Source organism: Mesorhizobium sp. B2-4-15, from assembly GCF_006658505.1.
Lineage (GTDB): Bacteria > Pseudomonadota > Alphaproteobacteria > Rhizobiales > Rhizobiaceae > Mesorhizobium.
The window spans coordinates 138,924-165,712 of sequence record NZ_VFUZ01000010.1; the positions used below are offsets into that span (position 1 = coordinate 138,924).

The window sequence follows — 26,789 nt, forward strand, 5'->3', positions numbered from 1 at the left end:
TCACGACCGCTTGACAGCAAAGTAGGATAGTTACAGACTGATTTTTGGCAGTCTGATGACCATTGGATCATCACGCAATCTCCGAGGGGCGGATGAACGCGGGCGAAGCAACAACGCCGAAGCTCGGCGTGCAGGCAGCGACCAAGATCTATCACACGGCGTCCGGCGACCTCTTGGCGCTGGACCGCTGCAGTCTCGACATCCGCGCCAATGAAATCGTCTCGATCGTCGGCCCGTCCGGTTGCGGCAAGACCACGCTTTTGTGGTCGATGTCGGGCCTGCACGGCCTGACCAGCGGCGAGATCCGGCTCGACGGCAAGGCGATCACCGGTCCGCATCCCGATATCGGCATCGTCTTCCAGGAAGCCAACCTCCTGCCCTGGCGCAATCTCGACGCCAATATCCGCTTCCCCTTCGAGATCAAGGGCGAGAAGCCGGACCGCGCCTGGATCGCACATCTCCTCAACCGCGTCGGGCTCGACGGTTTCGGCGGCAAGTTCCCGCGCGAGCTTTCGGGCGGCATGCAGCAGCGCGCGGCGATCGTGCGGGCGCTGGCGCTGAAGCCCTCGGTGCTGTTGATGGACGAGCCGTTCGGCGCGCTCGACAGCTTCACCCGCGAGGAGATGAACCGGCTGGTCGAGGAAATCTGGCTCGACACCAAGACCACCATCGTCTTCATCACCCACAGCATCGAGGAAGCGATTTTTCTCTCGGACCGCGTGGTGGTGCTGAGCGCCCGGCCGGGCAAGGTCGCCCGTGAGTACCGCGTGCCGTTTCCGCGGCCGCGCTCGCTGGAGATCATGGCGACGAAAGAAGTCTTCGACCTCACCAACCGGATCAAGATGGACATCGTCGGCGAGCGCGCCAGGCCGAAGCCGCCGGAACAGGCGCGCACAAGTGCCGAGATCGTGAGGATCAGGCCATGAGCGACGCCATTCCGGAATTTTCCAAATCCAAGGCAAGTGACGGACAGGACGTCAGCCTGACCAATCTGTCGGCCTTCGCCAGCGGTCCCGGCATCTCGTCGGGCAAGGAAGTGGCGGCCATCATCGCGGTTGCGGTGATCATCATCGGCGGCATCGAACTGGCGCTGCGGCTGTTCCACGTGCCGCTCTACATCATGCCGCCGCCGAGCTCGATCGCCTACGCGCTGTTCGACGAGTTCCCGCTGATCGCGCCGCATCTCGGCTATACCTTAGTCGAACTGGTGTCCGGCTTCGCCATCGGCGCCGTGGTCGGCCTGGTGCTGGCGGCCGTCATCACCCAGTTCCCTTTCGCCGAAAAGATCGTCGCGCCCTACATATTGCTGCTCGTCACCACGCCGATGCTGGCGCTGGTGCCGCTGCTGATCCTGCGTTTCGGCTTCGGCTACACCCCGCGCATCATCGCGGTGGCGCTGGCCGCCGGGCCGATGGTGATGATCAACGCCGCCACCGGCTTTCGCCGCGTCGACAGCGCCAAGATCGCGCTGGCGCGATCCTACGGCGCCAGCACCTTGCAGATATTCTGGAAGATCCGCGCGCCGATGGCGCTGCCGATGATCCTGGTCGGGCTGATGATCGGCGCCATCTTCGGCCTGCTCACCGCCGTCGGCGCCGAGATGGTCGGCGGCGGTTTCGGCCTCGGCAACCGGCTGACAACCTATTCGTCGATGATCCAGATGCCGCAGTTCTTCGCCGTGGTGCTGATCCTGTCGACGCTCGGCATTCTGATCTACGTGCTGTTCTTCCTGATCGGGAAGAAATGGGCGAGTTGGGAGGCATAAGGCAGAAGACGCCCGGGAGACGGTCGGCAAGAGACTGACAATCAACAAAAAGGGGAATGTTATGAAGATGGAGAATCCAATCAACAACGCGGCGGGCATCAGCCGCCGCACTTTCCTGCAAGTGACCGGCGCCGGCCTGGTGACGGCCACCGCGCTCGGCGCCACGGGCTTGAAGGCCAGGGCCGAGGCCTATGGCAAATTCACCTGGATCTCGCCGCGCGGCACGCTCGAAGTGCTCGACGACTATCCCTACTGGGCGGCCAAGAAGGCCGGCTATTTCGACGGGCTCGACACCGACATGCAGCCCGGCCCGTCGGACGGCACCGCGACGGTGAAGTTCGTCGATGTCGGCCAGGCCGACATGGGCTTCCCCTCGCCCGGCGTGTTCTCCTTCGCCATCCAGAACGGCATGAAGCTGAAGTCGGTGTTCCACATGGGCGCGCGCGACACGTTCAGCATCGCTTTCCGCAAGGGCGAGGGATCGAACGACTTGAAGAAGCTGGAAGGCAAGACCATCCTGCTCGGCTCCGCCGCCTGGCAGTCGATCACCGATCCGCTGCTGGCGGCACAAGGCGTCGACATCAAGAAGGTCAAATATGTCGAAGCCGGCTGGCCGACCTGGGGCACAGCCCTTGCCGGCGGCCAGGGCGACGCCGCCCTGTCGTGGGAAGGCCTGCGCGCCGAATGGATCGCCAAGGGACTCGATTTCGAGTATTGGCTCGGCGTCCAGCATTCGAAACTGCCGGCCAACACCTTCGTCGTTCGCACCGCCGACCTGGCGGATCCCGACAAGAAGGCGTTCCTGGAAAAGTATCTGCGCGGCTGGGCGATGGGCCTCGAATTCGGCTACCAGAATCCGCGCGCGGCGGTCGAAGCGGTGTTCGAGCAGTTCCCGACACTGGCCAAGAATCTCGGCCCGGAGCTCGGCACCACCTCGATCCTGCAGCAGATCAACGTCTTCCGCGGCGACATGGACAAGCGCGGCGGCTGGGGCTCGCACGACATGGCGAGCTGGCAGGGTTTCTTCGACGAGATCCACAAGATCGGCCAGATCACCAATCCGGTGAAGGCCGAGGATGTCTGCACCAACGAGCTGATCCCGGCGGCCAACAATTTCGACAAGGCCAAGGTCAAGGCCGATGCCGACGGCATCAAGCTGTCGGAAGGCTTTGCCGCGCTCGATGTCGAGAAGATCAAGGCGCATCTGTTCGATTCGGCGGTGAAGTAGGGACTGGCGGATTAGCAGGGCAGTCTGGTGATTTGGCGGTGTCGGCGCTGCCCCTCATCCGCCTGCCGGCACCTTCTCCCCGTATAGTGACGGGGAGAAGGGAGATGGCCGTGCCCTCCGCGCTCTTTCTGCAACGCGGGCGATTGGCGAAATCCTCGGCGAAGACTTCTTTCTCCCCGTCACTATACGGGGAGAAATGCCCGGCAGGGCAATGAGGGGCGGCGCCGACGTAGCTCGATTGCCAGGGCAATACATTGGTGGCGACACGTCGCTGCCCACAATTCGATCAATAAATGGGAGGCTGACATGGCCGACAAGGTGAAAGTGCTGGTGGTGGGTCTGGGCAATATGGGCGCGTCGCACGCCAGCGCCTATCATCGCTCCGAAGGCTTCGAGATCGTCGGCATCATGAGCCGCTCGATCAAGAGCAGCAAGAAGATCCCGGCGGAGCTTTCCGGCTACCCGCTCTATGAGGATTTCGACCTGGCGCTGAAGGAGACGAAGCCCGGCGCCGTCTCGATCAACAGCTGGCCGAACACCCATGCCGAATATGCGCTGAAGGCGATCGCGGCCAATTGCCATGTGTTCATGGAAAAGCCACTCGCCACCAACATCGAGGACGCCGAAAGGGTGGTCGCCGCCGCGCGGGCGAAAAACCGCAAGCTGGTGCTGGGTTACATCCTGCGCGTCCATCCTTCCTGGATCAAGTTCATCGAGGTCGGCAAGACGCTCGGCAAACCGCTGGTGATGCGTCTCAACCTCAACCAGCAGAGCAGCGGCACCGCCTGGCATTGGCACAAGAACCTGATCGATTCGCTGATCCCGATCGTTGATTGCGGCGTGCACTATGTCGACGTCATGTGCCAGCTGACCGGCGCCAAGCCGGTGCGCGTGCATGGCATCGGCGCCAAACTCTGGGCGGAGGCCGACAAGCAGAATTATGGGCATCTGCATGTCACCTTCGAGGACGGCTCGGTCGGCTGGTACGAGGCCGGCTGGGGCCCGATGATGAGCGAGACGGCCTATTTCGTGAAGGACGTGGTCGGCCCGAAAGGGGCGGTGTCGATCGTCGCCGGCCAGCAGGCGAGCAACGGCAAGGAAGCCGAGGAGGTTTCGGATTCCGCTGACATTGACCGCCATACCAAGACCGACGCGCTGAAGATCCACTATGCTGCCGTCGACGGCGACAAGAATTTCTCCAAGCCGGACGAGATCGTCAGCATGGAGGACGAGCCCGGCCATCAGGAACTGTGTGACCGTGAACAGGCCTTCTTCCTGCGAGCGATCCGCGAGGATCTCGACCTGACCGAGCAGATGGACGCGGCGGTCAACAGCCTGCGCATCGTGCTGGCGGCCGAGCAGAGCATCGCGCTCGGCCGGACCGTCGACCTGGCCTGATGCAACCCGGTTGCTGGCGGCGGCGGAGGCGCCGGCGGTGAGGGCAGCGCCAACGTCGCAAACTGGGAGAGAGACATGGTCACCGACGGTCTGTTGAAAACCTATGCGGACTCCGACGCGCTGGATCTCGCCGGTCTGGTGCATCGGGGCGAGGTTTCGCCGGCCGAGCTGGTCGAGGCGGCGATCATGCTGGTCGAACGGCTTAATCCGGCGCTCAACGCGGTCATCCATCGCCTCTATGACATGGCACGCGCACAGGCAGGCGCGGTCGACAAATCGGCGCCTTTCGCCGGTGTGCCGTTCCTGCTCAAGGAACTGGCTTCGTCCTGGACAGGCGCGCCCAACACCAACTCCTCTTTCTACCTGAAAGATGTCGTCGCCGATTTCGACACCGAAGTGGTCCGCCGCATGAAGGCGGCCGGGCTGGTGCTGGTCGGCAAATCGAACGCGCCCGAAAACGGCTGGTCGATCACGACCGAACCAAAACTCTACGGAACGACGAAGAACCCGTGGAAGGAGGGCATCACGCCAGGTGGTTCCAGCGGCGGTGCGGCTTCCGCCGTCGCCGCGCGCATCGTGCCGATCGCGGAAGCCAGCGATGGCGCCGGCTCGATCCGCATTCCGGCCTCCTGTTGCGGCATTGTCGGGCTCAAACCGTCGCGCGGCCGCGTCAGCCTCGCCCCGTTCGGCGACTACTGGTATGGCGGCGCCTATTTTCTCTGCTGCTCGCGCAGCGTGCGCGACACGGCGGCCTATCTCGATGCGGTGGCCGGCGCGCTGCCGGGCGACCCCTACACGCCGCCGGTGCCGGATGCCTCCTGGCTAAGCCTGTCGGCGCGGGCGCCCAAGACGTTGCGCATCGGCTTCACCGTCACGCCGCCCAATGGCACGGCCATCGATCCGGAGGTGAAGGCGGCGGTGCTGGCAACGGTGGCGACGCTCCAGCGGCTCGGCCATCATGTCGAGGAGCACGACATGCCGCTCGATGCCAACGGTGTGTGGGCGACCTACACCAACATGACCTGCGTTCAGACGGCGGCGACCTTCGACTATCTGGAAACCGTGATCGGCCGGCCGGTGACGCCACAAGATGTCGAGGCGGTGACCTGGGCGATTATCGAGCGCGGCCGCGCCACCAGCGGTGTCAGGCACATTTCCGACGTCGAGCAGCTCAGGCAGGTCGGCCGCGACATTGTCGGCGATCTCACCGCCTACGATCTCTTCATCACGCCCACGCTCACCCAGCTGCCGCGCCCGTTCGGCTATTACGACATGTCGGAAACCGACATCGACCGCTACAACGCAAAATGGACGGATGCCGTCTTCGCCTTCCCCTTCAACATCTCCGGCCAGCCGGCGATCTCGCTGCCGCTCGGCTGGTCGAAAGGCGGTGTCCCGATCGGCGTGCAGCTGGTCGGACGCTACGGCGACGAAGCGATGGTGCTCGCCGCGTCGGCGCAGCTCGAGCAGGAAATGCCCTGGAAGTATCGGCGGCCGCCGGTGAGCGCGTAGGACGCGTTGATGTCGGTGATGCCGGCATCACCCAATATCAACATGACGCAACAATCTCTGCCGTCGGTGCTGTCCCTCACTGTCCTGCCGGACATCTCTCCCCGTGAACGGGGCGAGAGCAGCTGGCCGCGACGCCGGCGCCTTTCTGACGGCGCGCAAGATTGGCGAGATCGGCACTGAGAGCGTCCCTCTCCCCGTCACTATAAGGGGAGGGAATGCCGGCAGGCAGGTGAGGGGCAGCGCCAGCGGCGGTGTCATTGTGAACAGCGGCCATGGCGCAGCAGGCCGCCCAAAGTGCGCGGCCAGCCAGACGACAGCGTCCTCGCTAACCGATCGTCTCCAGCCGCCTCGGCAGCCTGTTCATCGCGACAGGACCATCCGGCGTGACCAGGAACTGGTCCTCGAGGTTGAAGCTGGCGAGGCCATCGATGTAGAGCGGGATCTCGAAGGCCAGCACCATGCCGGCTTCGATCACGATATCGCTGTCGGCTGAGATGAACGGCCATTGCTCGGAGAAGACCGACTGGCCGACGCTGTGGCCGAAATGGCCGCGGCGGTAGGAGCGCAACCCCTGCCGCTCCAGGCTGTCGGTGGTCACGCGGTGGACATGGGCGAGGGAATTGCCCGGCACAAGGGCCGCCAGCCCGTCCTCGAAGGCGCGCTCGGCGATCGCGTGCAGCTGTGCCTGATCTGGGGAAGGCGGCCCGAAGATGAAGTTGCGCGACATGTCGGAGGCATAGAAGCCGACCGTGCAGACCATGTCGCACTTCAGCGGATCGCCGGGCATCGCCTTGGTATCGGCGCCTTTGGCGCGGGCGCCAAGCGTCACATATTCCGCCGTCACGACCGGATGCGACAGGCCTGCGGCCGCTTCGGCGACGCCTTTCCGGTAGAGCGCGACGAGGTCGGCCTGGCGCATGCCAGCCATCGCATCCACCTGCAGACGCTCCAGCCCCGCTTCCGACAGGATGATGCCCTGCTGCAGGAGGTCGATCTCGCGCTGTGACTTGACGGCCCGCAGCCGGTCCAGGACCTCCGAGCCGTCGACCACCCGGTGGTGCGGCAGCAGCGCCTGGATGGCCGCAAGATCGGCGGCCGGAACGAAGTCGAGGTCGATGCCCAGCGTCGTGCGCGCCAGCCCGAATTCTTCCAGCATCGCCTGCAACTGGCGCACCGAAGCGGCGAGATCGAAGGTGGCGGGGCGCGAGAAATCCGGCGCGCGGCCAAGCGAGGCCAGGCCGGCCTCGATGCGCTCGACCAAGGGACGTCCCTGGGTTCCAATTTCGACCGGTGCGGATTCGATCCAGATCGGGTGCGAGCGCACGGCCGCTTCGGGCGCGGCGGTCCTCACCTGCGCCGCGTTGAAGTCCGCGACCACGACGCCGATCGGCAGGTCCTGCCGGGCCGGGATGACAACGAAGCCCGCGCCGGCGCGCCGGAACAGCCCCGCCGGGCCGATCCAAGCCCCAGTCGCATAATGGAATGCCTCGGGCGCGCAGAGCACCAGCGCCTCGATGCCGGCCCGTTCCATCAACAGCGCGGCACGCTGGCGGTCGACAAAGCCCGTCATGTCTTTCTCCTGACATCAGAAGCGCCAACGGAGCATTGCGGGTGCGGACAATCAAGCCGGTTCCTCGATGCAGAAGGTCCGCCGTCGCCTCACATTGGCGACATTCGGGATTGGGCGAAGTGACGGGTGTTGCCGCCAATCGCCGAGGCATCGATCCGTGGACACAGGCGTCCACTCAGACGAACGGCGAGATCGGCTACTTGGTCGATTCCAGCTTGGCGATCGCGGCAGTGAAGCCGGCCAGCGACACCGGAATGGTGACCGGCTTGCGGGTGACCGATTCCATGCCGATGTTCAGATTGGTCCCGGACTTCATCGCCTTGACGAGTTCGGGCGACAGGGGGGTGGCTGCATAGGCGCCGTTCTGGTCGCTGGTCTGGATGGCGATGGTCGTCTTCTGCCCCTGGTCGATCTGGTAGCTGGCCCCGGATGGCAGGAACAGGCCGTGCGGCAGGGCGAGCAGCATGGCCAGGCTGCCGTTGCCATTGTCGCGGCGCACGGTCACGGTCAGCACGCGCTGTCCTGTCTTGGCCTCGGTCAGGTTCTGCGACACCTGGCACTGGAGCTCGGTGGTCGCCAAGCCGCTGGAGCAGTTCACGGCCCACGGATTGGCGTCGGCCTGCTGTGGCTGGGCTGGCTTGCCTTCCTCGGCCAGCACGGGTCCAACCCAAGCCATCGCCAGCCAAAAGGCAGCCGATGCCGCGGCCACTCTTCTTAGATTAGCAATAGCTAAAACAAGTATCATAATCTCCGTGCCCCCCAATTTCCTTGCCCAAGCAGGTATTTTGCCCGAAAAGGCTTGATACAACACCCGCGACTGCTCCGAAAGCCGGCGCCTCGCCAAGCAAGCCGGCAAAAATACTGTGGCCCTCTTGCCACAGAACTGAATTTTGAGTCTCGACAACAGCACTCGCAATAGTCTGGACTCGCTATACAATAGAATTCGCGTATGGATGACACGCGGGACGTGTAGTCCTGGAAGGGCACGCCGGGGATGGGAACTACCGAGGAATCTCGGCAGGTTGGTGGTATGGCGCTGCGTCGGGAGGGGCTCCGCGCGCGCGCCGTCCGTGGCCGTTCGCGTTTCGCCGCAAACCTCCTGAAGACGACGGCGCTTTCGACGCTGGCGCTGGCGCTTTCGGGGGCAGCCGCCTATTCCGACGACACCGGGCTTTGGCAGCCGCAGGTCAGGGCCATCATCGGCGCCGACAACAATGGCGGCAATGCCGCGCTTGAAGGCTTCATCCCGATCAAGCAGACCGCCGAATCGGTGCTGTTCCTGGACGTCCGGGCCAAGCACGATTTCAAGGATGCCTCCGGCCAGGACATCGGCCTCGGCATTCGCCGGATCGTCAACCCCGACCTGATGGTCGGCGGCTACGCCTATATCAATCTCGAAAACTACAACGGCACCCAGTTCACATCGGCCACGCTGGGCGCCGAGGCGATCACGCCGAACTTCGACGCGCATGTGAACGTCTTCGTGCCGATCAAGGGCGACAGCACCGACCATTCGGCGAGCTCGACGCTTTCGATGGTCTCCAATCAGCTGATCGAGCAGATATCGGTGCTCGACCATCGCAATTACGCGGCATGGGGCATCGAGGGCGAGATCGGCGCCCAGGTACCGGTCAACTTGCCCGACAAGCATTCGCTGCGGCTCGATATCGGCGGCTACCATTTCGAGGATCCGCACGGCGACGACGGCAGCATCACCGGCGCCAAGGCCGGGTTGGAATACACGATCGGCGATGTCTTCGGCAGCGGCACCTCGCTGGTCTTCGCCGGCGAGGTCCGCAACGACAACCGCGACGACACACAGTTCGCCGGCAGCGTGCGGCTGAACATCCCGTTCAATTCCGGCCATGGCTCGGGTGATGGAGCAGACAGCGGGCCGGAGCCGGTCTATCCGGTCAGCGAAGGCCTTCGCAAGCGGCTCAACGAGCGTGTGCGCGGCGATATCGGTGTCCGCATCCAGTCGCAGGACAAGACCGGCGGTTCGACGACACGCGTCGCCATCAACGCCGCCACCAATGCCGCCTTCGGCAAGTTCTACTTCGCCGATGGCGGGCTTGCCGGCGCCGGCACGCTGGGCGATCCGACGACGCTCGACGACGCGGTCACCAAGGCCGGCAGCGGCGGCTTTGTGGTGGCCCTTGGCGGCAATGGCAATCTCACGACCGCCGGCGTGACGCTGGCCAATGGCCAGACCGTCATCGGCGGCGGCGAGAGCGTTACCGCCAGGCTTTTCAACGGCGGGACCACGACCTTCAACCTGGGCGGCAGCGACGGCACCATCCAGGGCACCAACGTCGCCAACAACGTCATCACGCTCGGCAACGGCAACACACTGAATGGCATCACCATCACCGGTGGCGCCGACGGCATTTTCGGCAACAACATCACCGGCGCCAAGCTGACCAACGTCACGGTGACCAATGCCGGCGGCAACGGCGCCGACTTCAAGGGCACTTCGACCGGGATCACCGGATCCAATTTCACCGCCTCGGGCAACGGTCTCGACGGCCTGCACATCGAAGGCAACGGCACCTACAACTTCACCGGCACGACGCTGCTGCAGGGCAATGGCGATGATGGCCTGGATATTACGGGCCAGGGCACCTACACCTTCGCCACGATCAACGCGCTGAACAATACCGACCGCGGCATCACCGTGCAGGGCACGTCGAGCGGCGGCACGTTCACCACCACCGGCGGCACCATCGCCGGCAATGGCGGCATCGGCGTCTATATCGACCCGATCACCGCCCATGTCGTGCTCGATTCGATCATCCAGACCGGCGGTCAGGCCGGTGTCGTGCTCGACCATGTCTCGGGCAGCTTCACCGTCACCGGCAACACCACGATCTCGAACACGACCGGACCGGCGATCGCCATTTCCGATTCGCCCGCAACGATCCGCTTCGGCGACATCAACGTCACCAACCCCGGCGCCGGCGGCATGTCGTTTACGGGCGTCAACGCCGCCGTGGTGGCCGGCAACATCGTCATCTCCGGCCTCGGCGTCGGCACGGGCCTTGATTTCTCCGGCAGCCAGACGAATTTCACCGCGCGGTCGCTCAACATCACCGGCGCCGGCGGCAGCATCGGCATCGACCTCGCCGACACGACCGGCGACGCCACGATCACCATCACCGATGGCGGCACCATTTCGGGCGTCGACACGGGCGTGCGCTTTGGCATTGCTGGGTCGCTGACCCATTCGGCCAATGCCGAATTCAGCTTCGGCGGCGGTTCCATTTCGGGCAGCACCGCTTCGCTCGACGCGCGCGGCCTCAACCAGACGCTTGGCCATTACGGGTTCGGGTCGACCATTTTCAGCGGTCCGCAGCTGTTCGACCAGCAGAATGTCATCTTCGTCGGCGCCATCGGATCGTCCGGGGACGGCTCCTCGACCTCGAGCCTGCTGGCGATCGATCAGGCCGACCTCGACACCCAGAGCAACGCGATCTTCGTGCTGGTCAACGAGGGCTCGCCCATCGCCACCACGGGCGGCTTCTCGCTCAGCACCGGCCAGACGCTGGCATCGTTCGGCAACGGCCGCGGCTTCTCGCTCGGCGGTATTCCGGTCAACGTCACCGGTGACAACATCCAGCACGACACAATGATTTCGGACCCCGGCGGCGGCGCGGCGACGCTGACCAATTCCGGTGCCGGCGCCGTCGTGACCGCCGCGGCCGGCGGCTCGTTGCTCGATTTCAACATTTCCAGCGGCTCCGGAGCCGCGATCAGTGCCTCCGGCTCCGGCAGCCTAACGGTCCAGGGCGTGACGGTGAGCGGCGTCGCCACCGGCCTTGCGCTCGACAATTTCAGCGGCACCGGCTCCTTCAACAATTTCGACGTTACCAGCGCCGGCACCGGCGTCAGCATCACCGGCGGCACCACCGGCACCTTGACCTTCGACGCGGCAAGCTCGATCGCCGGCACGACAGGCGTGGCGTTCAACATCGATTCCTCGACGCCAAACCTCACCTATAACGGCACGATCAACCAGACCGCCGCCGCGAGCGCCGTCAAGATCAACGCCATGACCGGCGGCAGCACCACATTCGGCGGCAAGATCACCGCCAGCACCGGCGCGGCCAACGCGATCGACCTGAGCGGCGATACGGGCGGCGCGATCAACTTCACCGGCGGCCTCGACCTGACCACCGACGGCGGCTTTGGCTTCAGCGCCGTCAATGGCGGCACGCTGACGGTGACCGGCTCCGGCAACACGATCAACACCGGCGCCGGCGCAACCGAAAAGGGCCTCCAGCTTCTCGGCGGCGCCAGCGGCCTGACCATCGGCGCTGCCGGCGTGACCTTCGCCAGCGTGACCGTCGACGGCTCCGGCGGCGCCGTTCCGACCGGCATCGTCATCGACAACACCAGCGGCGGCAATGTCACCTTCGGCGCCGTAAGCATCAGCCGCGCCAATGGCGACGCCATTCGCCTCAGCAATATCGCAAGCGGCACCTACACGTTCAACGGCACGACAACCCTGGCCACGGTCGGCGGCAGCGGACCCGGATTTACGGTACAAAACAGTGGCGCAACCGTCAGCGTCAACAATCTCGTCACGTCGGGCGTCAACGGCGCCGACGTCAGCCTGAACGGCAACACCGGTACGATCGGCATCGGCGGCACCATCACCAATTCCGGCACCGGCGATGGCGTCGTCGTTTCCGGCAGCAGTGCGGCCATCACCATCGGCGCGACCATCACCAGTTCGGCGACCGCGCTCGGCACGGCCGTGAAGGTCGATGGCATCACCGGCGGCTCGGTTGCCTTCACCGGCGCGATAACCTCGACCGGCACCGGCAACCTATTCGCCATCGGCTCCAATGGTGCCCCGACCGGCGGCACGATCAGCTTCTCGGGCTCGGCGCTGACCGCGACCGGCGGCGGTGGTGCGGTTGTCTCCGGCCTTGGCGCCGGCGCGACCCTCAGCGTGACCGCGCCCTTGTCGGTCACCAATGCAACCGGAAACGGCCTGTCGATTTCGAACGTCGCCGGCAGCGCCACTTTCGGCGCGGTTACCGTTTCGGGCGCCGGCGGCAACGGCATCGATATCGGCGGCAGTGCGGGTTCGGTGACGTTCACGGGCACGACCAGCGTGACGATGGGCTCGGCCGCCAGCACGGCCGGCATCAATTTCAGCGGCACCAATGCCGACGTGACGTTCGGCACGACGAATGTGACGCTGGGTGCCGGCGCCAACCAGACCGGCATCGACTTCAGCGGCTCGTCCACCACGGCCGGTTTCGGCCTGACGACGATCACCGGCACCGGCGACCTGACCTCGCGCGGCATCGACCTGTCGTCGACGTCAGGCAACAAGACCATCACCTTCCTGCGCGGCTCCAGCATCACCAATGCAGGCGTCGGCGTCGAGCTGTCCTCGGGCGGCACCACGGCGACCTCGGCCAACGCCAACTTCACCTTCGGCGACGGCAATGCGGGCGACGGGCGGCAATCCTCCATCACCGCGGCGGCCGGCGGCTACACCGTCAACACCATCGGGCTCGATCCGAGCCTCGGCAATTACGATTTCGACGACGTGACCTTCACCGGCCCCGCCCATCTGGTCAGCGCGGTCGGCGGCGTCATCATGGTCTCCCAGAGCGGTGGTGTGATCGCCGCCGGCACCGACGGGCTCAGCGGCGCGGTGACGACGGTCACGGTTGCCCAGGCCGATGCCATGACCGGCAACCTGACCTTCGCCTTCGTCGGCACGGTCGACCTCAGCGCGACGCCGTTCACGCTCGATTCAGGCCAGTCGATCACCGGCTTCGGCAACGGCACCTCCATCCTTACCTCCGGCACCGTCCAGCCGATCAATGTCCAGGGCAATCTCGGCGCCACCGGCGGCAGCGTCACCGGCAATGAAGGCGTGGTCACCGGCAGCGGCGATTTCATGCACCTGCTCGGCGGCAACCAGGTGCGCAACACGGCTTTCGACTTCACCGGCGCCACCGGTTCCGTTTTCACGATCGACCAGAACGCGATCGGCTTCGACAACACCGGCGGCGTCATCATCGAAGGCGTGACGGTCAGCAATGTCGCCGCCGGCCAGACGGCGTTCAAGGTCGTCGACGTCGACACCAATTTGTCGATCATCAACAACAACATCAACGTCGCCGGCACGCTGCTCGAAGCCAATGGCGGCGCCGGCGACATCACGGTGACGCGCGGCACCTTGCCGAACAGCGCAACGGCCGGAACGCTGACCGGCGGCGGCGTCAACATCGCCAACCGCACAGGCGGCTTGGTGAATTTCGCCGACAAGGCGACGATCGGCGGCAATGGCATCTCGCTCACCGGCAACACCGGCTCCACGGTCACCTTCGCCGACCTGGACGTTTCCACCAATGGAGCGACAGCTTTCACCGCCACCGGCGGCGGCACGATCAACGTCACGACCGGGACCCTGACAAACGCCAACGGGCAAGCGATGGCGCTCGACGGCATCGCCGCCGGCATCAATTTCGCCTCGACCAGCGCGACATTCACCTCCGGCAACGGCATCGACCTGCGGAATCTGGCCGGCACCGCCAATTTCGGCACCGGCACGCTGACCAACACCGGCACGGGCACGTCATTCAATGTCGGCTCGGCCACCAATGCCAGCGGCGGCAACGCCGTCATCTCCTATGCGGGCACCATTGCCACCAACGGTCTGGGTGCCGCGGTCTCCGTCCAGGAACTCACCGGCGGTTCGGTGACCCTGTCGGGCAACCTCACCGACAACAACGCGGCTGGCGGCGGCAATATTCTCATTGGCGGGATCGACAACGGCATGGCGGCAACCGTCACCTTCTCGGGCGCCACCAAGCAGATCAGCTCGGGCGCGACCGACGGCGTCAGCCTGGGTCTCGCGGGCAATTATCCGGCGGGCGCGCCGGCACCCAACACGAACGGCACGATCAATTTCGCCAATGGCGGCCTTGATATAACGACGGCAGCCGGGGCAGGCTTCGTCGCGGGCTATGGCGGCACTGTCAGCGTATCCGGCAGCGGCAACAGGATCACCTCCGGCGCGAATGGGTTGATCATAGCTTCCGCGGATGTGGGCAGTGCCGGTGTTACCTTCAACAGCATCTCGGCCGTATCGAATTCGGACGGTGCTGGCGTGCTCCTATCGGGCGCCAATCTCGCGGGCGATGTCAACATTGGCGGGCTCAGGGATACTGGATACATCGGCGGCTCGCTGGCCAATTTGAGCGGCGCTGGCGCGGTCAATTTCACCGGCACGATCGATCTCGACGTGAGCGAGACCGGGTTTGATATTGGCGGCCAGCTTGGCACCATAAACATCGCCAATGTCGCCGGATCCACCCTGACCATCGACGGTGGGAAATGGGGCGTCGCGCTGAACACGCAGGGTGGGACCATCCATGTCGGCGGCAATGGCGGCAGCGCCAGCATCGGCGCGACGACAAGCACCCTCAATTCGGCCCTCGCCCTCTCGGGCGGTAATAATCTTGCCTTTGGTACGCTGGACTACAACGGGTCGATCAAGGTCGGCACCGGCGCCGCCGTGGCAACTGGCGCGGGCGACTGGACCCACCTGACCCTGACCGGCTCGGTCAGCTCGACCACGTCCTCGAACGCCTTTGATTTCTGGACGGCCGACGGCTCGTATACGATTTCGAGCACCATCGACCACCATGGTTCGGGCCAAGGCGTCTATGTCAATGGCTTCTCGGATGGAGCGATTACCTTCGACGGCACGTCGAAGGTCTTCGACACCAGTAGCGGTGGCAACAACGCCGTCACCAAGGACCCAAGTGGAGATACGGTCAATCACCAGGGTGTGGGTACGCTCGACTTCACCAATGGCGGTCTCAAGATCACCACCGCCAGCGGCACCGGCTTCAGCGCCAGCACCTTCGAGGGCGGCACGGTCAGCGTCATCGGCAGCGGCAACACCATCACGACCGGGACCGGCACCGCGCTCAACCTCGACGGCGCGACCGTGGGAGCCGGCGGGTTCAACTTCGCCTCCGTCACAACCGACGGCGCGGCGACCGGCGTTTCGCTCAACAATGTCAGCGGCGGCGGCATCAGCCTGGGCGCGGTCGACCTGAAAGACATCACCTCGCGCGGCGTCGATATTTCCGGCACGCTCGGTTCGGCGCTCGGCTTCGACAGCCTGAAGATCGGGCTCAATACCACCAACGCGGTCGGCCTCGACCTCAATGGTGCCTCGCTTGGCACGAGCACCATCACCGCCGGTGATTTCGACGTTGGCGGCGGCGGCTTCGCCGGCACGATCGGCATCGACATGGCGGGCACCACCGGCACCGGCACGATCCAGCTCGGCGATCTCGTCAACAACAACCCGACCGGCCAGACCTCGACCATCAGCAATGTCGGCTATGGCGTCCAGCTCTCCAGCGCGACCAACGCCAGACTGGTGTTCGGCGACGGCCAGGGGCCGGCCGAATCGTCGATCGCGACCACGGGCGGCCAGGTCATCCACGCCACCGACAGCCTGCCGACCGCGGGCGACTACAATTTCAACGACGTCAATTTCTCTGGCGACACCGCCAACCTGTCATCGATCAGTGTCTACTATGTCGTCGAAGGCGGCACCGGCGACGGCAGCCTTGCCAACCCAGGCAGCTATACGAGCGCCCAGGCCTCCACCGCCAATGTCATCGTGCTGATCGACAAGACCACCGGCGGCAGCCAGTCGACGATCGACATGGCCGGAAGCACGTTCCAGCTCGATGACGGGCAAGTGCTGCTCGCCTTCAAGAGCGGCGACGCGGCCGTCGATGTGTCGCAGCTCGGTGTCGATGCCGGCGGCGGCGCCTCGGCGGCGTTCCATTTCACCACGGTGCAGAACACACCTGTTATCGCGGCGCCGATCGGCATCGATTCGCTGCGCCCGATCCTGCAGAGCAACAGCGCCACCTCGGTCATCAATTTGGCGACCACCGGCAGTGGCGCCTTCACCGGCGGCATCGAGAACCTGATCATCCGCAACACCGGCGCCGGCGCCGGCGTCGCCGTCGATGCGACGTCCGCCTCCAGCTTCTTCCTCCGGAACAACGACATCGCGGCCGGCGGTCGTGCGCTCGACTTCTCGACCACCAGTGCGCCGGCCAGCACGCTTCTGCTCTCGCTCGACGGCAACACGCTGCAATCGACCGGATCCGCACTGGCCGCATCCTTTGTCGGCCAGAACATCAATGCGACGCAGAATTCGATCGCCATCCGGTCGTTTGCCGGCAACACGGTTGGCGGCGGCACCGGCGGCGGCATCGCCTTCAGCGGAGTCACTTTCGACTCCACCGGCAGCGGTGGCACCGTCAGTGTGGGCACGCTCGACATTGGGACATTGGCCGCGCGGGTCAGCGGCGACGGCATCAGTCTCGTCAACACCAGCGGTACGCTCGATCTCGGCACGTTCACCGTCTTCAACGATGGCGGCACCGGCCTGCTGGTCGACGCCAAAGGGCCGCCCGCCACCACCTTCTCTCTCAACAGCAGCGGCGGATCGGTCGACACCACCAACGGCGCCGCATTCAACCTCGACCCGCTGACGGTCAACATGACGGTCGACAGCGTCTCCGCCAGCGGCGGCGCCAACGGCATCATCTTCGACGGTGTCGCCGGCACATTCACCGTCACCGGAGCCACGACCATCACCGGCACGACGGGCGATGGCATCAGCGCCATCAACACCAACACAGGCACCTTCAATTTCAACACCGTGACGGTCAACAACACGACCGGCGGCGGCATCGGCTGGGCGACCGGCACGCTCAACGTCACCGGGCTCGCCAATATCGACACGACGAGCGGCGCCGGATTTACGCAGAGCGGCGGCACGACCGGCTTCGACGGCGGCCTGACCATAGACACAACGACCGGCACCGGCATTGTCGGAACAGGCGGTATGATGACCGTCGCCGCCACCGGCGGCAGCGAGACGGTGAATTCCATCAGCGGCCAGGCGATCAGCCTCGCGAACATGACTGCCGCCATCGCGCTCGACTCGACGTCATCGGGCGGTGGCGCCAACAATGTCGGCCTGACCAATCTCGGCGGCACGCTCGGCCTCGGCAGCGGCGCGCTGAGCGGCGCGACGGGTGCCTCGTTCCTGGTTTCCGGCGGCACGGCGAATGTCACTTATTCCGGCAACATCACGCAGGCCAGCAACGCCGCCATGGTCAGCGTCTCGGGCGGCCATACCGGCACGCTGACCTTCAGCACCGGCACGCTGTCGGCGACCAACGGCACCGGCCTGCAGTTCAGCAACGCCGACGGCACCTACAATTTCAACGGCACGACGACGCTGAACGGCGGCGATGCCGGCGTCGACATCACCACCGGCTCGAACGGCACCTTCAGCTTCGGCGCCAACACCTCGATCACCAACCCGAGCGGCGTGGGCTTCAACGTCGATGGCGGCGCGGGCAACATCACCTATGCCGGCACCATCGCCAAGAACAATGCGAACAACATTGTCTCGGTGCAGAACCGCACCGGCGGCACGGCAAGCTTCGGCGGAACCATTGCAGCCAGCGGCACCAGCGGCGGCATTGCTCTTGCCACCAACACCGGCGCGATCATCAATTTCACCAACACGCTGACCCTCAACACCAGCGGCAGCGGCGCCGCCGGCTTCAGCGCCACGGGCGGTGGCACAATCAGCGCCACGGGGTCCGGCAACACCATTTCGACCGGCACCGGCACCGCGCTCAGCCTGAACGGTGTCACCGTCGGCGCTGGCGGCGTGAACTTCTCCAGCGTCTCGGCCAATGGCGCGGCGACCGGCATCTCGCTGACCAACGTCGCGTCGTCCGGCGCCGGCGCCGTCGCGCTCGGCACGGTCACCCTGCAAGGCATCACCGGCACCGGCGTCTCCGTTTCCGGCACGTTGGGTCCCCCGCTGTCCTTCAACTCGCTCGCCATCGGCCTCAACAGCTCCACGGCGACAGCCTTCAGTCTCAACGGCGCGACGATCAACGCGGCGATCACGGCCGCCGATTTCGACGTTACCAACGCGGCTGCCGCCGGCACCTCGATCGGCGTCGACCTGCGCGGCGCCACCGGCGGCCAGACCATGCGCCTCGGCGACGCTGCTGCCGGCGGCGTGAGCTCCAGCATCGCCGGCGTCAACACCGGCATATTCCTGAACAGCACGACGAACCTTGCCTTCACCTTTGGCGACGGCGAATCGGGGACCGACCAGGGCTCGACCATCAGCGCCAATGTCGGCATCGACGCCTCCAGCGCGCCGGCCTCCGGCACCTACAATTTCAAGGACGTGAACTTCCAGGCGAGCCCCGGCCTCGGCTTCGGCATCGGCAAGATCTATTTCGTCGGCGCCAGCGCGACCGGCGACGGCAGCGGCAAGGACCAGAACAACCTCGCGACGCTCTCGACAGCGGAAGCGGCGGCGGTTTCGACCGACATCATCGTTCTCGTCAACAATGGCGTCATCACCGCGGCAAGCAGCAACGGCAACAACACGCTGGTTCTGCAGGCCAATGAACAGGTGCGCGGCTTCGGCAACGGCAACATCAATCTGGCGCTGAATGTGCCGTTGCCGGTCCAGCTGGCCAGCAACAGCCTTTCGATCGCCGATCAGACGTCCGGCGGCGCGGCGACGCTGACAAGCGCGGATGGCAGCAGCGTCATCACGCTGGGCAGCAGCGGCAACATCATCGACGGCTTTACCATCAATGGTGACGACGGCACGGGCGTGAATGCCGCTATCGGCATCAGCGGCAACGGCACTGCGAACGCCACGATCAGCAACATGACGATCAGGAACGTCACCGGTGCCGATATCGACTTCGGCACCGGCGCCACCGGCACGACGACGCTGGCCAATCTCTTCCTCGTCTCCACGGGGGCGCCCGGGACCGCCATCAAGTTCGGCGCTGCCTCCGGTACGGTCACCGCCACCAATGTCGATACGACGGGCGGCGGTGGCCTGTCCGTCGTCGGTGGCGATGCTGCGTTCAGCTTCGACAGCACGAGCTCGGTCGCCAGCGTCGCCGGCACGGCTGTCAGCATCACCAACCGCTCCGGCGGCAGCTTCGGCTTTGCCGGCACGGTTACATCGAGCATTGGGGCCAGCGGCATCGTCATCTCCGGCGCGACGGGAGCAAACACGGTCAGCTTCACCGGCGCCGTCAGCCACAACAACGCCACCGGCGCCGCTGTCTCGATCAACAATGGCGGCCAGACCTCGACCGTCAGCTTCGCCAATCTCACCATCACAACGGGCGGCTCCAACACGGCCTTCACCGCCACCAATGGCGGCACGGTCAATGTCGCCACCGGCTCGGTGAGCACGACTGCCAGCCAGGCGATCAACCTTAACGGCATCGCCACGACGACAGGCATCAACTTCACCTCGACCACCTCGGGCGGCGGCGTCAACAATGTCGTGGTCAGCGGTGTCACCGGCGCCGGCGTCGTCAGCCTGGGAACCGGTTCGCTGACAGGCGCCACGGGCGTCGCCTTCCTTGGCTCTGGCGGCACCACCTCCATCACCTACGGCGGCTCGATCACCAAGAGCAGCAACGGCCGGACGATCGACATCCAGAACCGTACCGGCGGCTCGGTCACGTTCAACGGCGCCATCACTTCGACTGGCGCGAGCGACGGCATCTTCCTGAACAGCAACACCGGCTCGACCATCAACTTCGCCAACACGCTGACGATCGACACCTCGAGCAGCGGCACCAACGGCTTCAGCGCCACCGGCGGTGGCACAATCAGCGCCACCGGCACCGGCAGCAGCATCAACTCGGGCACCGCGACCGCACTCAACGTCGCCAATACGACGATCGGCGCGGGCAACCTGACGTTCCAGAGCATTTCGTCCAACGGCGCGGTCAACGGCATCGTGCTCAACACCACCGGGTCCAGCGGCGGGTTGACGGTGACAGGCACGGGTGCCGCAAATAGCGGTGGTACAATCCAGAACACGTCGGGCGACGGCATATCGCTGACGAACACGGCCAAGGTGTCACTGACAAATATCCATGTCACCAACACATCCGGTAACGGCATCGGCGGCACGACTGTCAATGGTTTCTCACTTGCCAACTCGACGATCGACGGTGCCAATGGGGGCAGCGCGATCAATCAGGGCAGCATCTATTTCACCGATCTGACCGGCACGGCGGCCATTACCAACAGCGTCGTCAAGGGAGGTCATCAGGACAATATCAGCATCCTGACCTCAAGCGGTACGCTCGCCCTGACGATCTCGGGCAGCACCATCCGCGACACCGATACCGGCACCAATGGCAACGACAATCTCTTCATCGAGGCGAATGGCACCGCCACCGTCACCGCGCATGTGACCGGCAACACGTTTGCCGCCACCAATGGCGACCATCTGCAAACCGTCGGCGACAACAGTGCGACGATGACCATCGTCGCCACGGGCAATACTTTCTCGGGTGGCGGTGGCGTCAACGCGCTCGGCCAAGGCATAACAATTTCCGGTGGCTCCGCCGGCAGCACCGAGCATGTGAATTTCAACATCTCGAACAATACGATGACGGGAACGATTCAGGGCGGTGCAATCAACGTCAATGAGGGCGCGGGCAGCGGCATTTGGCAGGGTCAGGTAGCGGGCAACACCATCGGCACCGTGGGCAACGCCACTTCGGGCACGACGCAGTCTTCCGGCATTCGCGCGGAGAACCATTCTACCGGCGGCATCATGACGGTCATCATCGATAGCAATCACGTTTCGGGTTGGGGTGGTGGCCCCGCAATAAACCTTCAGGATGGCGAGCCGGACAACGGAACGGCTGTGCTCAATGCGACGGTAAGCAACAACATCATCGACACCCCCGGCGCCGGTTCGCAGCACGGTATTGTCTTCAATATTGGCGCTGCCGCGGTTTCGACCAACAGCGTCGCATTCCTCAATATCTTCGGAAACACGGTGGATCTCGGCGCCACGCCGCCCAACTCGGGAAGCACAATCCGGATTCGTCAGCGCAACGACTCTACCGTCCATCTACAAGGCTATGCCGGCGCCGCCGGCGATACGGCGGCTGTCATCTCGTATCTCAGCGGCCTGAATCCAGGCCTGACGCCGGCAAGCGACATCACGACGACGTCGCAATTCACGACGAGTGGACATGGATTCCTGAGCGGCACGACACCACTGCCGACGGTGCCGAATTGACGGTTCGTTCTCGTGTCGGCCCATCAAGTTGACTAAGTTTTCGCTAGAATAGAACCGCGTCGGAACTGTTAATGGCTACTTGAATTCAACTACATCAGCGGCTATGCTGAGTGCTAATTTGGCGGTGTCAAAGTTCCGTGACGATCAGAGGGCGTTTTGCTGAACCATATGCTTTATGGTTCGACACGATGAGACTTTGCCCGCCAGATGTTGTTATGAGCCGTGTCGGAGGGGATTTCGATGGCAGAGCCTTTTCTTTCCGAAATCAGGATCATGTCATTCGATTTTCCACCCAAAGGGTGGGCGTTGTGTAACGGCCAGCTTCTTCCCATCAACCAGAACCAGGGGCTGTTTTCGCTGCTCGGAACCACTTTTGGCGGCGATGGCCGGGTGAATTTCGGCTTGCCTAACCTGCAGGCACGCGCGCCCATGCACAGGGGCGGCGGCCACACGCTTGGCGAGCGCGGCGGTGAACAGAGCCACACGCTGTCGATCTCCGAAATGCCCACGCATGTGCACACAGCCATGGCATCGACAGCCACTGCCGGAAACGTCAGCTTTCCCGCCAACAATGTCCTGGCGTCCACGCTCAATGCCTATGGGGCGCCAACCAGCCTCACCTCATTGAATCCGACAACCATTGCCAATGCTGGCGGCAGTCAGGCGCACCTCAACATGCAACCGTTCCTGACGCTTAGCTTCTGCATTGCGCTGCAGGGCATCTTCCCCTCGCAGAATTAACGGAGACGCATCGTGGCACAGCCTTACGTTGGCGAAATCCGCATGTTTGCCGGCAATTTCGCGCCGGCCGGTTGGATGTTCTGCGAAGGACAACTCTTGCCGATCTCCGAGAACGAGACGCTGTTCAATCTGATCGGCACCACTTATGGCGGCGACGGCCAATCGACTTTCGCGTTGCCTGACCTGCGCGGCCGGCTGCCGATTCACCAGGGCAACGGCTTTGTCCTGGCCGAGACTGGCGGTGCGGAAGAGATCACGCTGACGATGCAGCAGCTTCCAAATCATGGTCATGCGATGCTCGCTTCGACAGCGGCCGGCACCCGGAACTCGCCGGCTGCCTCCGTGACCGCCGCATCGCCCTCAGTCACGCTGTACACGGCGGATGTCACCGACGCCAACATGGCGGCTGCAGCTGTCAGTTTCGTAGGCGGTAACCAGCCACATAACAATTTCCAACCTTATCTTTGCGTCGACTTCATCATCTCGCTGTTCGGCATCTTTCCGTCACAGACCTAAGAGGACGTCATGGCCGATCCATTCGTCGCCGAAATCCGGATCTTTCCCTTCAATTTCCCACCCAAGGGCTGGGCCTTCTGCGATGGCCAACTGCTGCCGCTTTCTCAGAACACGGCGCTATTTTCGTTGCTGGGGACCACCTATGGCGGCGACGGCAAGTCCAATTTCGCCCTGCCGGATATGCAGGGCAATGCCCCCATGCATCCGGGCCAGGGCATCGGCCTTTCGCTGCACTATCTGGGCGAGACCGGCGGTTCGGACACGGTATCTTTGCTTCAATCCGAGATCCCGTCGCACAGCCACTTCATGAGGGCGCACAATGGCGACCCTGCCGACATTCAGACGCCGACGCCAGCGACTTCATTTGCGCAATCGGCCCAGGGAAATGCCTATCAGGCCACGACAAACGCCAACATGGTCGCGATGGCCGATCAGGCTTTGACGTCTGCCGGCGCCGACCAGCCGCACAACAACCTGATGCCGTATCTCACACTCAATTTCTGCATCGCGCTGCAAGGCGTCTACCCGCCGAGAACCTGACACCGAGCCAACAGGCAGGACCGATCAAATGGCCAAGACAACAGCTCCAAAGTCGAAAGCGGCCAGTGGCAAGAAGGCGGAAGCCGCGCCTGCGTCCAGCGAAAGACGGGCGCCGGCCCGCTCGCGGGCATCAGGCACAGCGCCCGTCTATCAGAACATGCCGGCTGGCACGCCCTTTTTCGAATTGTCGCGGCTGATGGTGGTGGGGATCGATTCGGCTGCCGGACGCCTGATCCAGAAGGCGCAGACCGCCCCGAACGGCCCGTGGCCGGCCAACTGGTCGGCCATCGCTCCCGGCGCCTATGTGATCATGACCGCCGGCCTGACCAAGGACGGGCGGGTGGCGGTGGTGGCGCAGAAGTCAGGGAGCACCAAACTCTCCTTCATCACCGAGGACGCCAACCAGATCGGCCCGATCGAGAAATGGAATCCGCCGATGGACATCGGTGCGCCCCCCGGCGCCACCAGCTACCAGAAACTGTCGATGGCCAACGATGCCGACGGCCGCATCGAGGTTTTCGTCACCGATCATCAGGGCCGCATCTGGTGGATCTACCAGAATCCGGACCAGGTCGTTCAGGTGAAGAAAACCATTACGCCGCCCGGCACGACGACGCCGATCGTCGTCACCGTCGACGTGCGCGTTCCACCGGCCAAGATGTGGGGTGAGTGGATCCAGATTCCCGGTGGGCTGGTGGCAGTCACCGCCATACGGCAGGCCGATGGCCGCATCGGGCTGTTCGGCATCAATTCGGGCCTCCACCTCTACCGCTGCCAGCAGGCGAAGGCGGAAGCGCTGAAAGCCACCGACTGGACGCCGTGGGTGCAGATCGACAACGGCCAGACCGGCGGGTTCACCGAGATGGCGCCGGTGGTCGGCCCGCTGGGCGCCACCAACCTGTTCGCCCTGACCCAGAACGGGCAGGTACTGCACACGCGCCAGCAGCCCGCCGGCTCGGATACATGGACGCAATGGGCGACGCCGGGCTACTCCAGGGTGCCCAAATACACGCTCGCCGCCGGCATCCAGGGTGATGGCGACATCGTGCTGGTCTCGTCCGACCAGCAGCGTGTCCACGAATTCAACGCGCAGTGGGACGCCCGCACCCAGAACTGGTCGGGATGGCGCGATTTCGGCGCGTCCCTCTACTCGACACGCCTGACGCTCAACTACAATGCCGACGGCCGGCTCGCCTTGTTCAGCCTGATGACCATGCCGGACGGCACCCACGGACTCTGGACGGTCAACCAGATGGCCATCGACAGTTCCGAGTGGGAGCATGCCTGGACGTCGCTGACCAACGACAACCTCAAGCAGATTGTCGTGGTGCGCGACCTGACGCCGCCGGTCTGACGGCGTTGCGGGCAGCGTGACAAACGGTAAGCCGGCACGCCCCCTTCCGGCCTGGCCTCGCTCCGGGCAGGCCGGGCTGAATTTTCGCCCGGCCGAGGAGGCCGACATACCGTTTCTGTCGCGGCTCTACGCCTCGACCCGCGCCGAGGAACTCGCCGTGACGGATTGGAGCGACGCGCAGAAGGCTGCCTTTCTCGACATGCAGTTCCAGGCGCAGCGCGCCCACTATGTCAGGCATTATCCCAAGGCCGAGTGGCTGGTGGTGAACGGCGCCGGGCAGGATATAGGGCGTCTCTATATCGAACGCTGGCCGAGCCAGCATCGCATCATCGACATCGCTTTCCTGCCGGCATACCGCCGCAACGGCTATGGTTCGGCCCTGTTGCGCGACCTGGTCGAGGAGGCATGGTTAGCCGGCAAATCAGCTTCCATCCATGTCGAGAAAGACAATCCGGCGCGGCAGCTCTATGTCAGGCTCGGCTTCACAATCGTCGAGGACAAGGGCGTCTACGACCTGATGGCTTGCGCGCCTCCGGTGGCGCCGAACCGGCCAGTAGCACGCCGCTAAATGCCGGTGATCCGATCCAGCAAAATCCGCCTCGACCTCATCCCTGTGCATGTCGCCTAAAAGTGACCTCGGTTTTGGGAGAACGACATGCGTAAAGACAAAGACCTAAAGCCCGACGCATGAATCCGTTTCGACGCGACGCGCTTTAGCCCTTGCCGTCAGGCCATCCCCCAAGGGGTGGAGAGGACGAGGAGGCACCCCCGCCAAATCTCGAGCTACCACCACTAGCTCCAGTCATGCTAACCACCCTTCATGGCACAGAAGAAAGCTTTCGAGGTCGATTCCTGGCTGTCGCGGCCCGATCCGCGCACCTCGATCGTCCTGCTCTATGGTCCTGATCGGGGGCTCGTTTCCGAGCGGGCGAAGGCCTTTGCCGAGAAGACCGGGCTGCCGCTGGATGATCCGTTCTCCGTGGTCCGGCTTGAGGGCTCCGAGGTCGACCGCGACGAGGGCCGGCTGCTCGACGAAGCCCGCACCGTACCGATGTTTTCCGACCGGCGGCTGCTGTGGGTGCGCAATGCCACCGGGCAGAAGGCGCTGGCCGACGACGTCAAGGCGTTGACGGCGGAGCCGGCGCGAGACGCCATCATCCTGATCGAGGCCGGCGATCTCAAGAAGGGCGTTGGCCTGCGCGCCGTGGTCGAAGGCGCCGACAACGCCATGGCGCTGCCCTGCTACGCCGACGAGGCCCGCGATATCGACACGGTCATCGACGACGAGCTGCGCAAGGCCGGCATGTCGATGACGCTGGAGGCAAGGCAGGCGCTGCGCCGCAATCTCGGCGGCGACCGGCTGGCCTCGCGTGGCGAGATCGAGAAGCTCGTCCTCTATGCTCACGGGCAGAAGGAGATCGGTCTGGAGGAGGTCAAGGCGATGTCCGGCGACGTATCCGGCGCCTCGTTCGACGACGCCGTCGATGCGCTTCTCGAAGGCAAGATCGGCGACTTCGACACCGCTTTCACCCGCCACTGCCAGTCCGGCGGCCCGCCTTTTCTCGTTCTGTCCTCCGCCATGCGGCAATTGCAGCAGATCCAGCTCATGCGCGGCCAGATGGAATCGAGCGGCCGCAACGCGGCTTCGGTCGTTGCCGGCGCGCGCCCGCCGGTTTTCTTCTCGCGACGCAAGCTGGTGGAGAAGGCGCTGGAACGCTGGAGCAGCGAAGCGCTTGGCCGCGCGCTGACCCGGCTGCAGACGGCCGTGCTGCAGACACGGCGCAGACCAGACCTCTCCGTCGCACTGGCAAGACAGGCGCTGCTGGGGATAGCGGTTGAGAGCGCGAGGCTGGCACAGCGGTAGCGGCACGGAGATCGTCGCAAAAAGCGCGGTCGGAATCTCCCCCCTCGAGGGGGAGATGTCGCCGAAGGCGACAGAGGGGGTCGCCGCGCGCGGAGCGCTAACCTCAATCGCCTCAGGAC

The 26,789-nt window shown here is 64.5% G+C and carries 14 protein-coding genes; 12 read left to right on the forward strand and 2 right to left on the reverse strand.

Annotated features, from left to right (window positions below; genetic code table 11):
- Positions 1-92: 92 nt before the first annotated feature.
- From FJ930_RS14510 to FJ930_RS14535, 5 genes are all read left to right on the forward strand, one after another.
- Positions 93-926 carry an ABC transporter ATP-binding protein gene (locus FJ930_RS14510; RefSeq protein WP_140740495.1) on the forward strand — a complete coding sequence of 278 codons (834 nt, stop codon included), beginning with the start codon at positions 93-95 and terminating at the stop codon, positions 924-926.
- A complete protein-coding gene (locus FJ930_RS14515; protein WP_141838518.1) occupies positions 923-1,765 on the forward strand; it encodes an ABC transporter permease in 843 nt (280 codons plus the stop codon). The genes FJ930_RS14510 and FJ930_RS14515 overlap by 4 nt, the downstream gene beginning before the upstream one ends.
- A 61-nt stretch (positions 1,766-1,826) precedes the next feature.
- Positions 1,827-2,993, forward strand: coding sequence for an ABC transporter substrate-binding protein (locus FJ930_RS14520; protein WP_140740501.1), 1,167 nt, complete (start codon positions 1,827-1,829; stop codon positions 2,991-2,993).
- Between the two features lie 306 nt (positions 2,994-3,299).
- Positions 3,300-4,391: a Gfo/Idh/MocA family oxidoreductase gene (locus tag FJ930_RS14530; protein WP_141838520.1), complete on the forward strand. Its 1,092-nt coding sequence runs from the start codon at positions 3,300-3,302 to the stop codon at positions 4,389-4,391.
- A gap of 75 nt (positions 4,392-4,466) precedes the next feature.
- A complete protein-coding gene (locus tag FJ930_RS14535) occupies positions 4,467-5,903 on the forward strand; it encodes an amidase (RefSeq protein WP_141838522.1) in 1,437 nt (478 codons plus the stop codon).
- 325 nt (positions 5,904-6,228) lie between these two features.
- On the opposite strand, the gene FJ930_RS14545 is transcribed toward FJ930_RS14535, so the two are convergent.
- On the reverse strand, positions 6,229-7,473 hold the full coding sequence (locus tag FJ930_RS14545; protein WP_141838523.1) for a Xaa-Pro peptidase family protein: 1,245 nt from the start codon (positions 7,471-7,473) through the stop codon (positions 6,229-6,231).
- A gap of 196 nt (positions 7,474-7,669) precedes the next feature.
- On the reverse strand, positions 7,670-8,149 hold the full coding sequence (locus FJ930_RS14550; RefSeq protein ID WP_246676919.1) for an invasion associated locus B family protein: 480 nt from the start codon (positions 8,147-8,149) through the stop codon (positions 7,670-7,672).
- Positions 8,150-8,503: 354 nt separating this feature from the next.
- Between FJ930_RS14550 and FJ930_RS14555 the strand changes: the two genes are divergently transcribed.
- From FJ930_RS14555 to holA, 7 genes are all read left to right on the forward strand, one after another.
- Complete coding sequence (locus FJ930_RS14555; RefSeq protein WP_181763378.1) at positions 8,504-21,655, forward strand: right-handed parallel beta-helix repeat-containing protein; 13,152 nt, start codon at positions 8,504-8,506, stop codon at positions 21,653-21,655.
- 240 nt (positions 21,656-21,895) lie between these two features.
- Positions 21,896-22,396 carry a tail fiber protein gene (locus tag FJ930_RS14560; RefSeq protein ID WP_140740811.1) on the forward strand — a complete coding sequence of 167 codons (501 nt, stop codon included), beginning with the start codon at positions 21,896-21,898 and terminating at the stop codon, positions 22,394-22,396.
- A 12-nt stretch (positions 22,397-22,408) separates the two neighbouring features.
- The gene (locus FJ930_RS14565) at positions 22,409-22,912 is read left to right on the forward strand and encodes a tail fiber protein (protein ID WP_140740516.1); all 504 of its coding nucleotides are present in this window, start codon (positions 22,409-22,411) and stop codon (positions 22,910-22,912) included.
- Positions 22,913-22,921: 9 nt separating this feature from the next.
- Complete coding sequence (locus FJ930_RS14570; RefSeq protein WP_141838527.1) at positions 22,922-23,452, forward strand: tail fiber protein; 531 nt, start codon at positions 22,922-22,924, stop codon at positions 23,450-23,452.
- A 28-nt stretch (positions 23,453-23,480) separates the two neighbouring features.
- Complete coding sequence (locus FJ930_RS14575) at positions 23,481-24,806, forward strand: hypothetical protein (protein ID WP_141838529.1); 1,326 nt, start codon at positions 23,481-23,483, stop codon at positions 24,804-24,806.
- Between the two features lie 16 nt (positions 24,807-24,822).
- Positions 24,823-25,374, forward strand: a complete 552-nt coding sequence (locus tag FJ930_RS14580) for a GNAT family N-acetyltransferase (RefSeq protein ID WP_141838530.1) — start codon at positions 24,823-24,825, stop codon at positions 25,372-25,374.
- Positions 25,375-25,626: 252 nt separating this feature from the next.
- Complete coding sequence (gene holA / locus FJ930_RS14585; protein ID WP_141838532.1) at positions 25,627-26,670, forward strand: DNA polymerase III subunit delta; 1,044 nt, start codon at positions 25,627-25,629, stop codon at positions 26,668-26,670.
- The last annotated feature ends 119 nt before the right edge of the window (positions 26,671-26,789 follow it).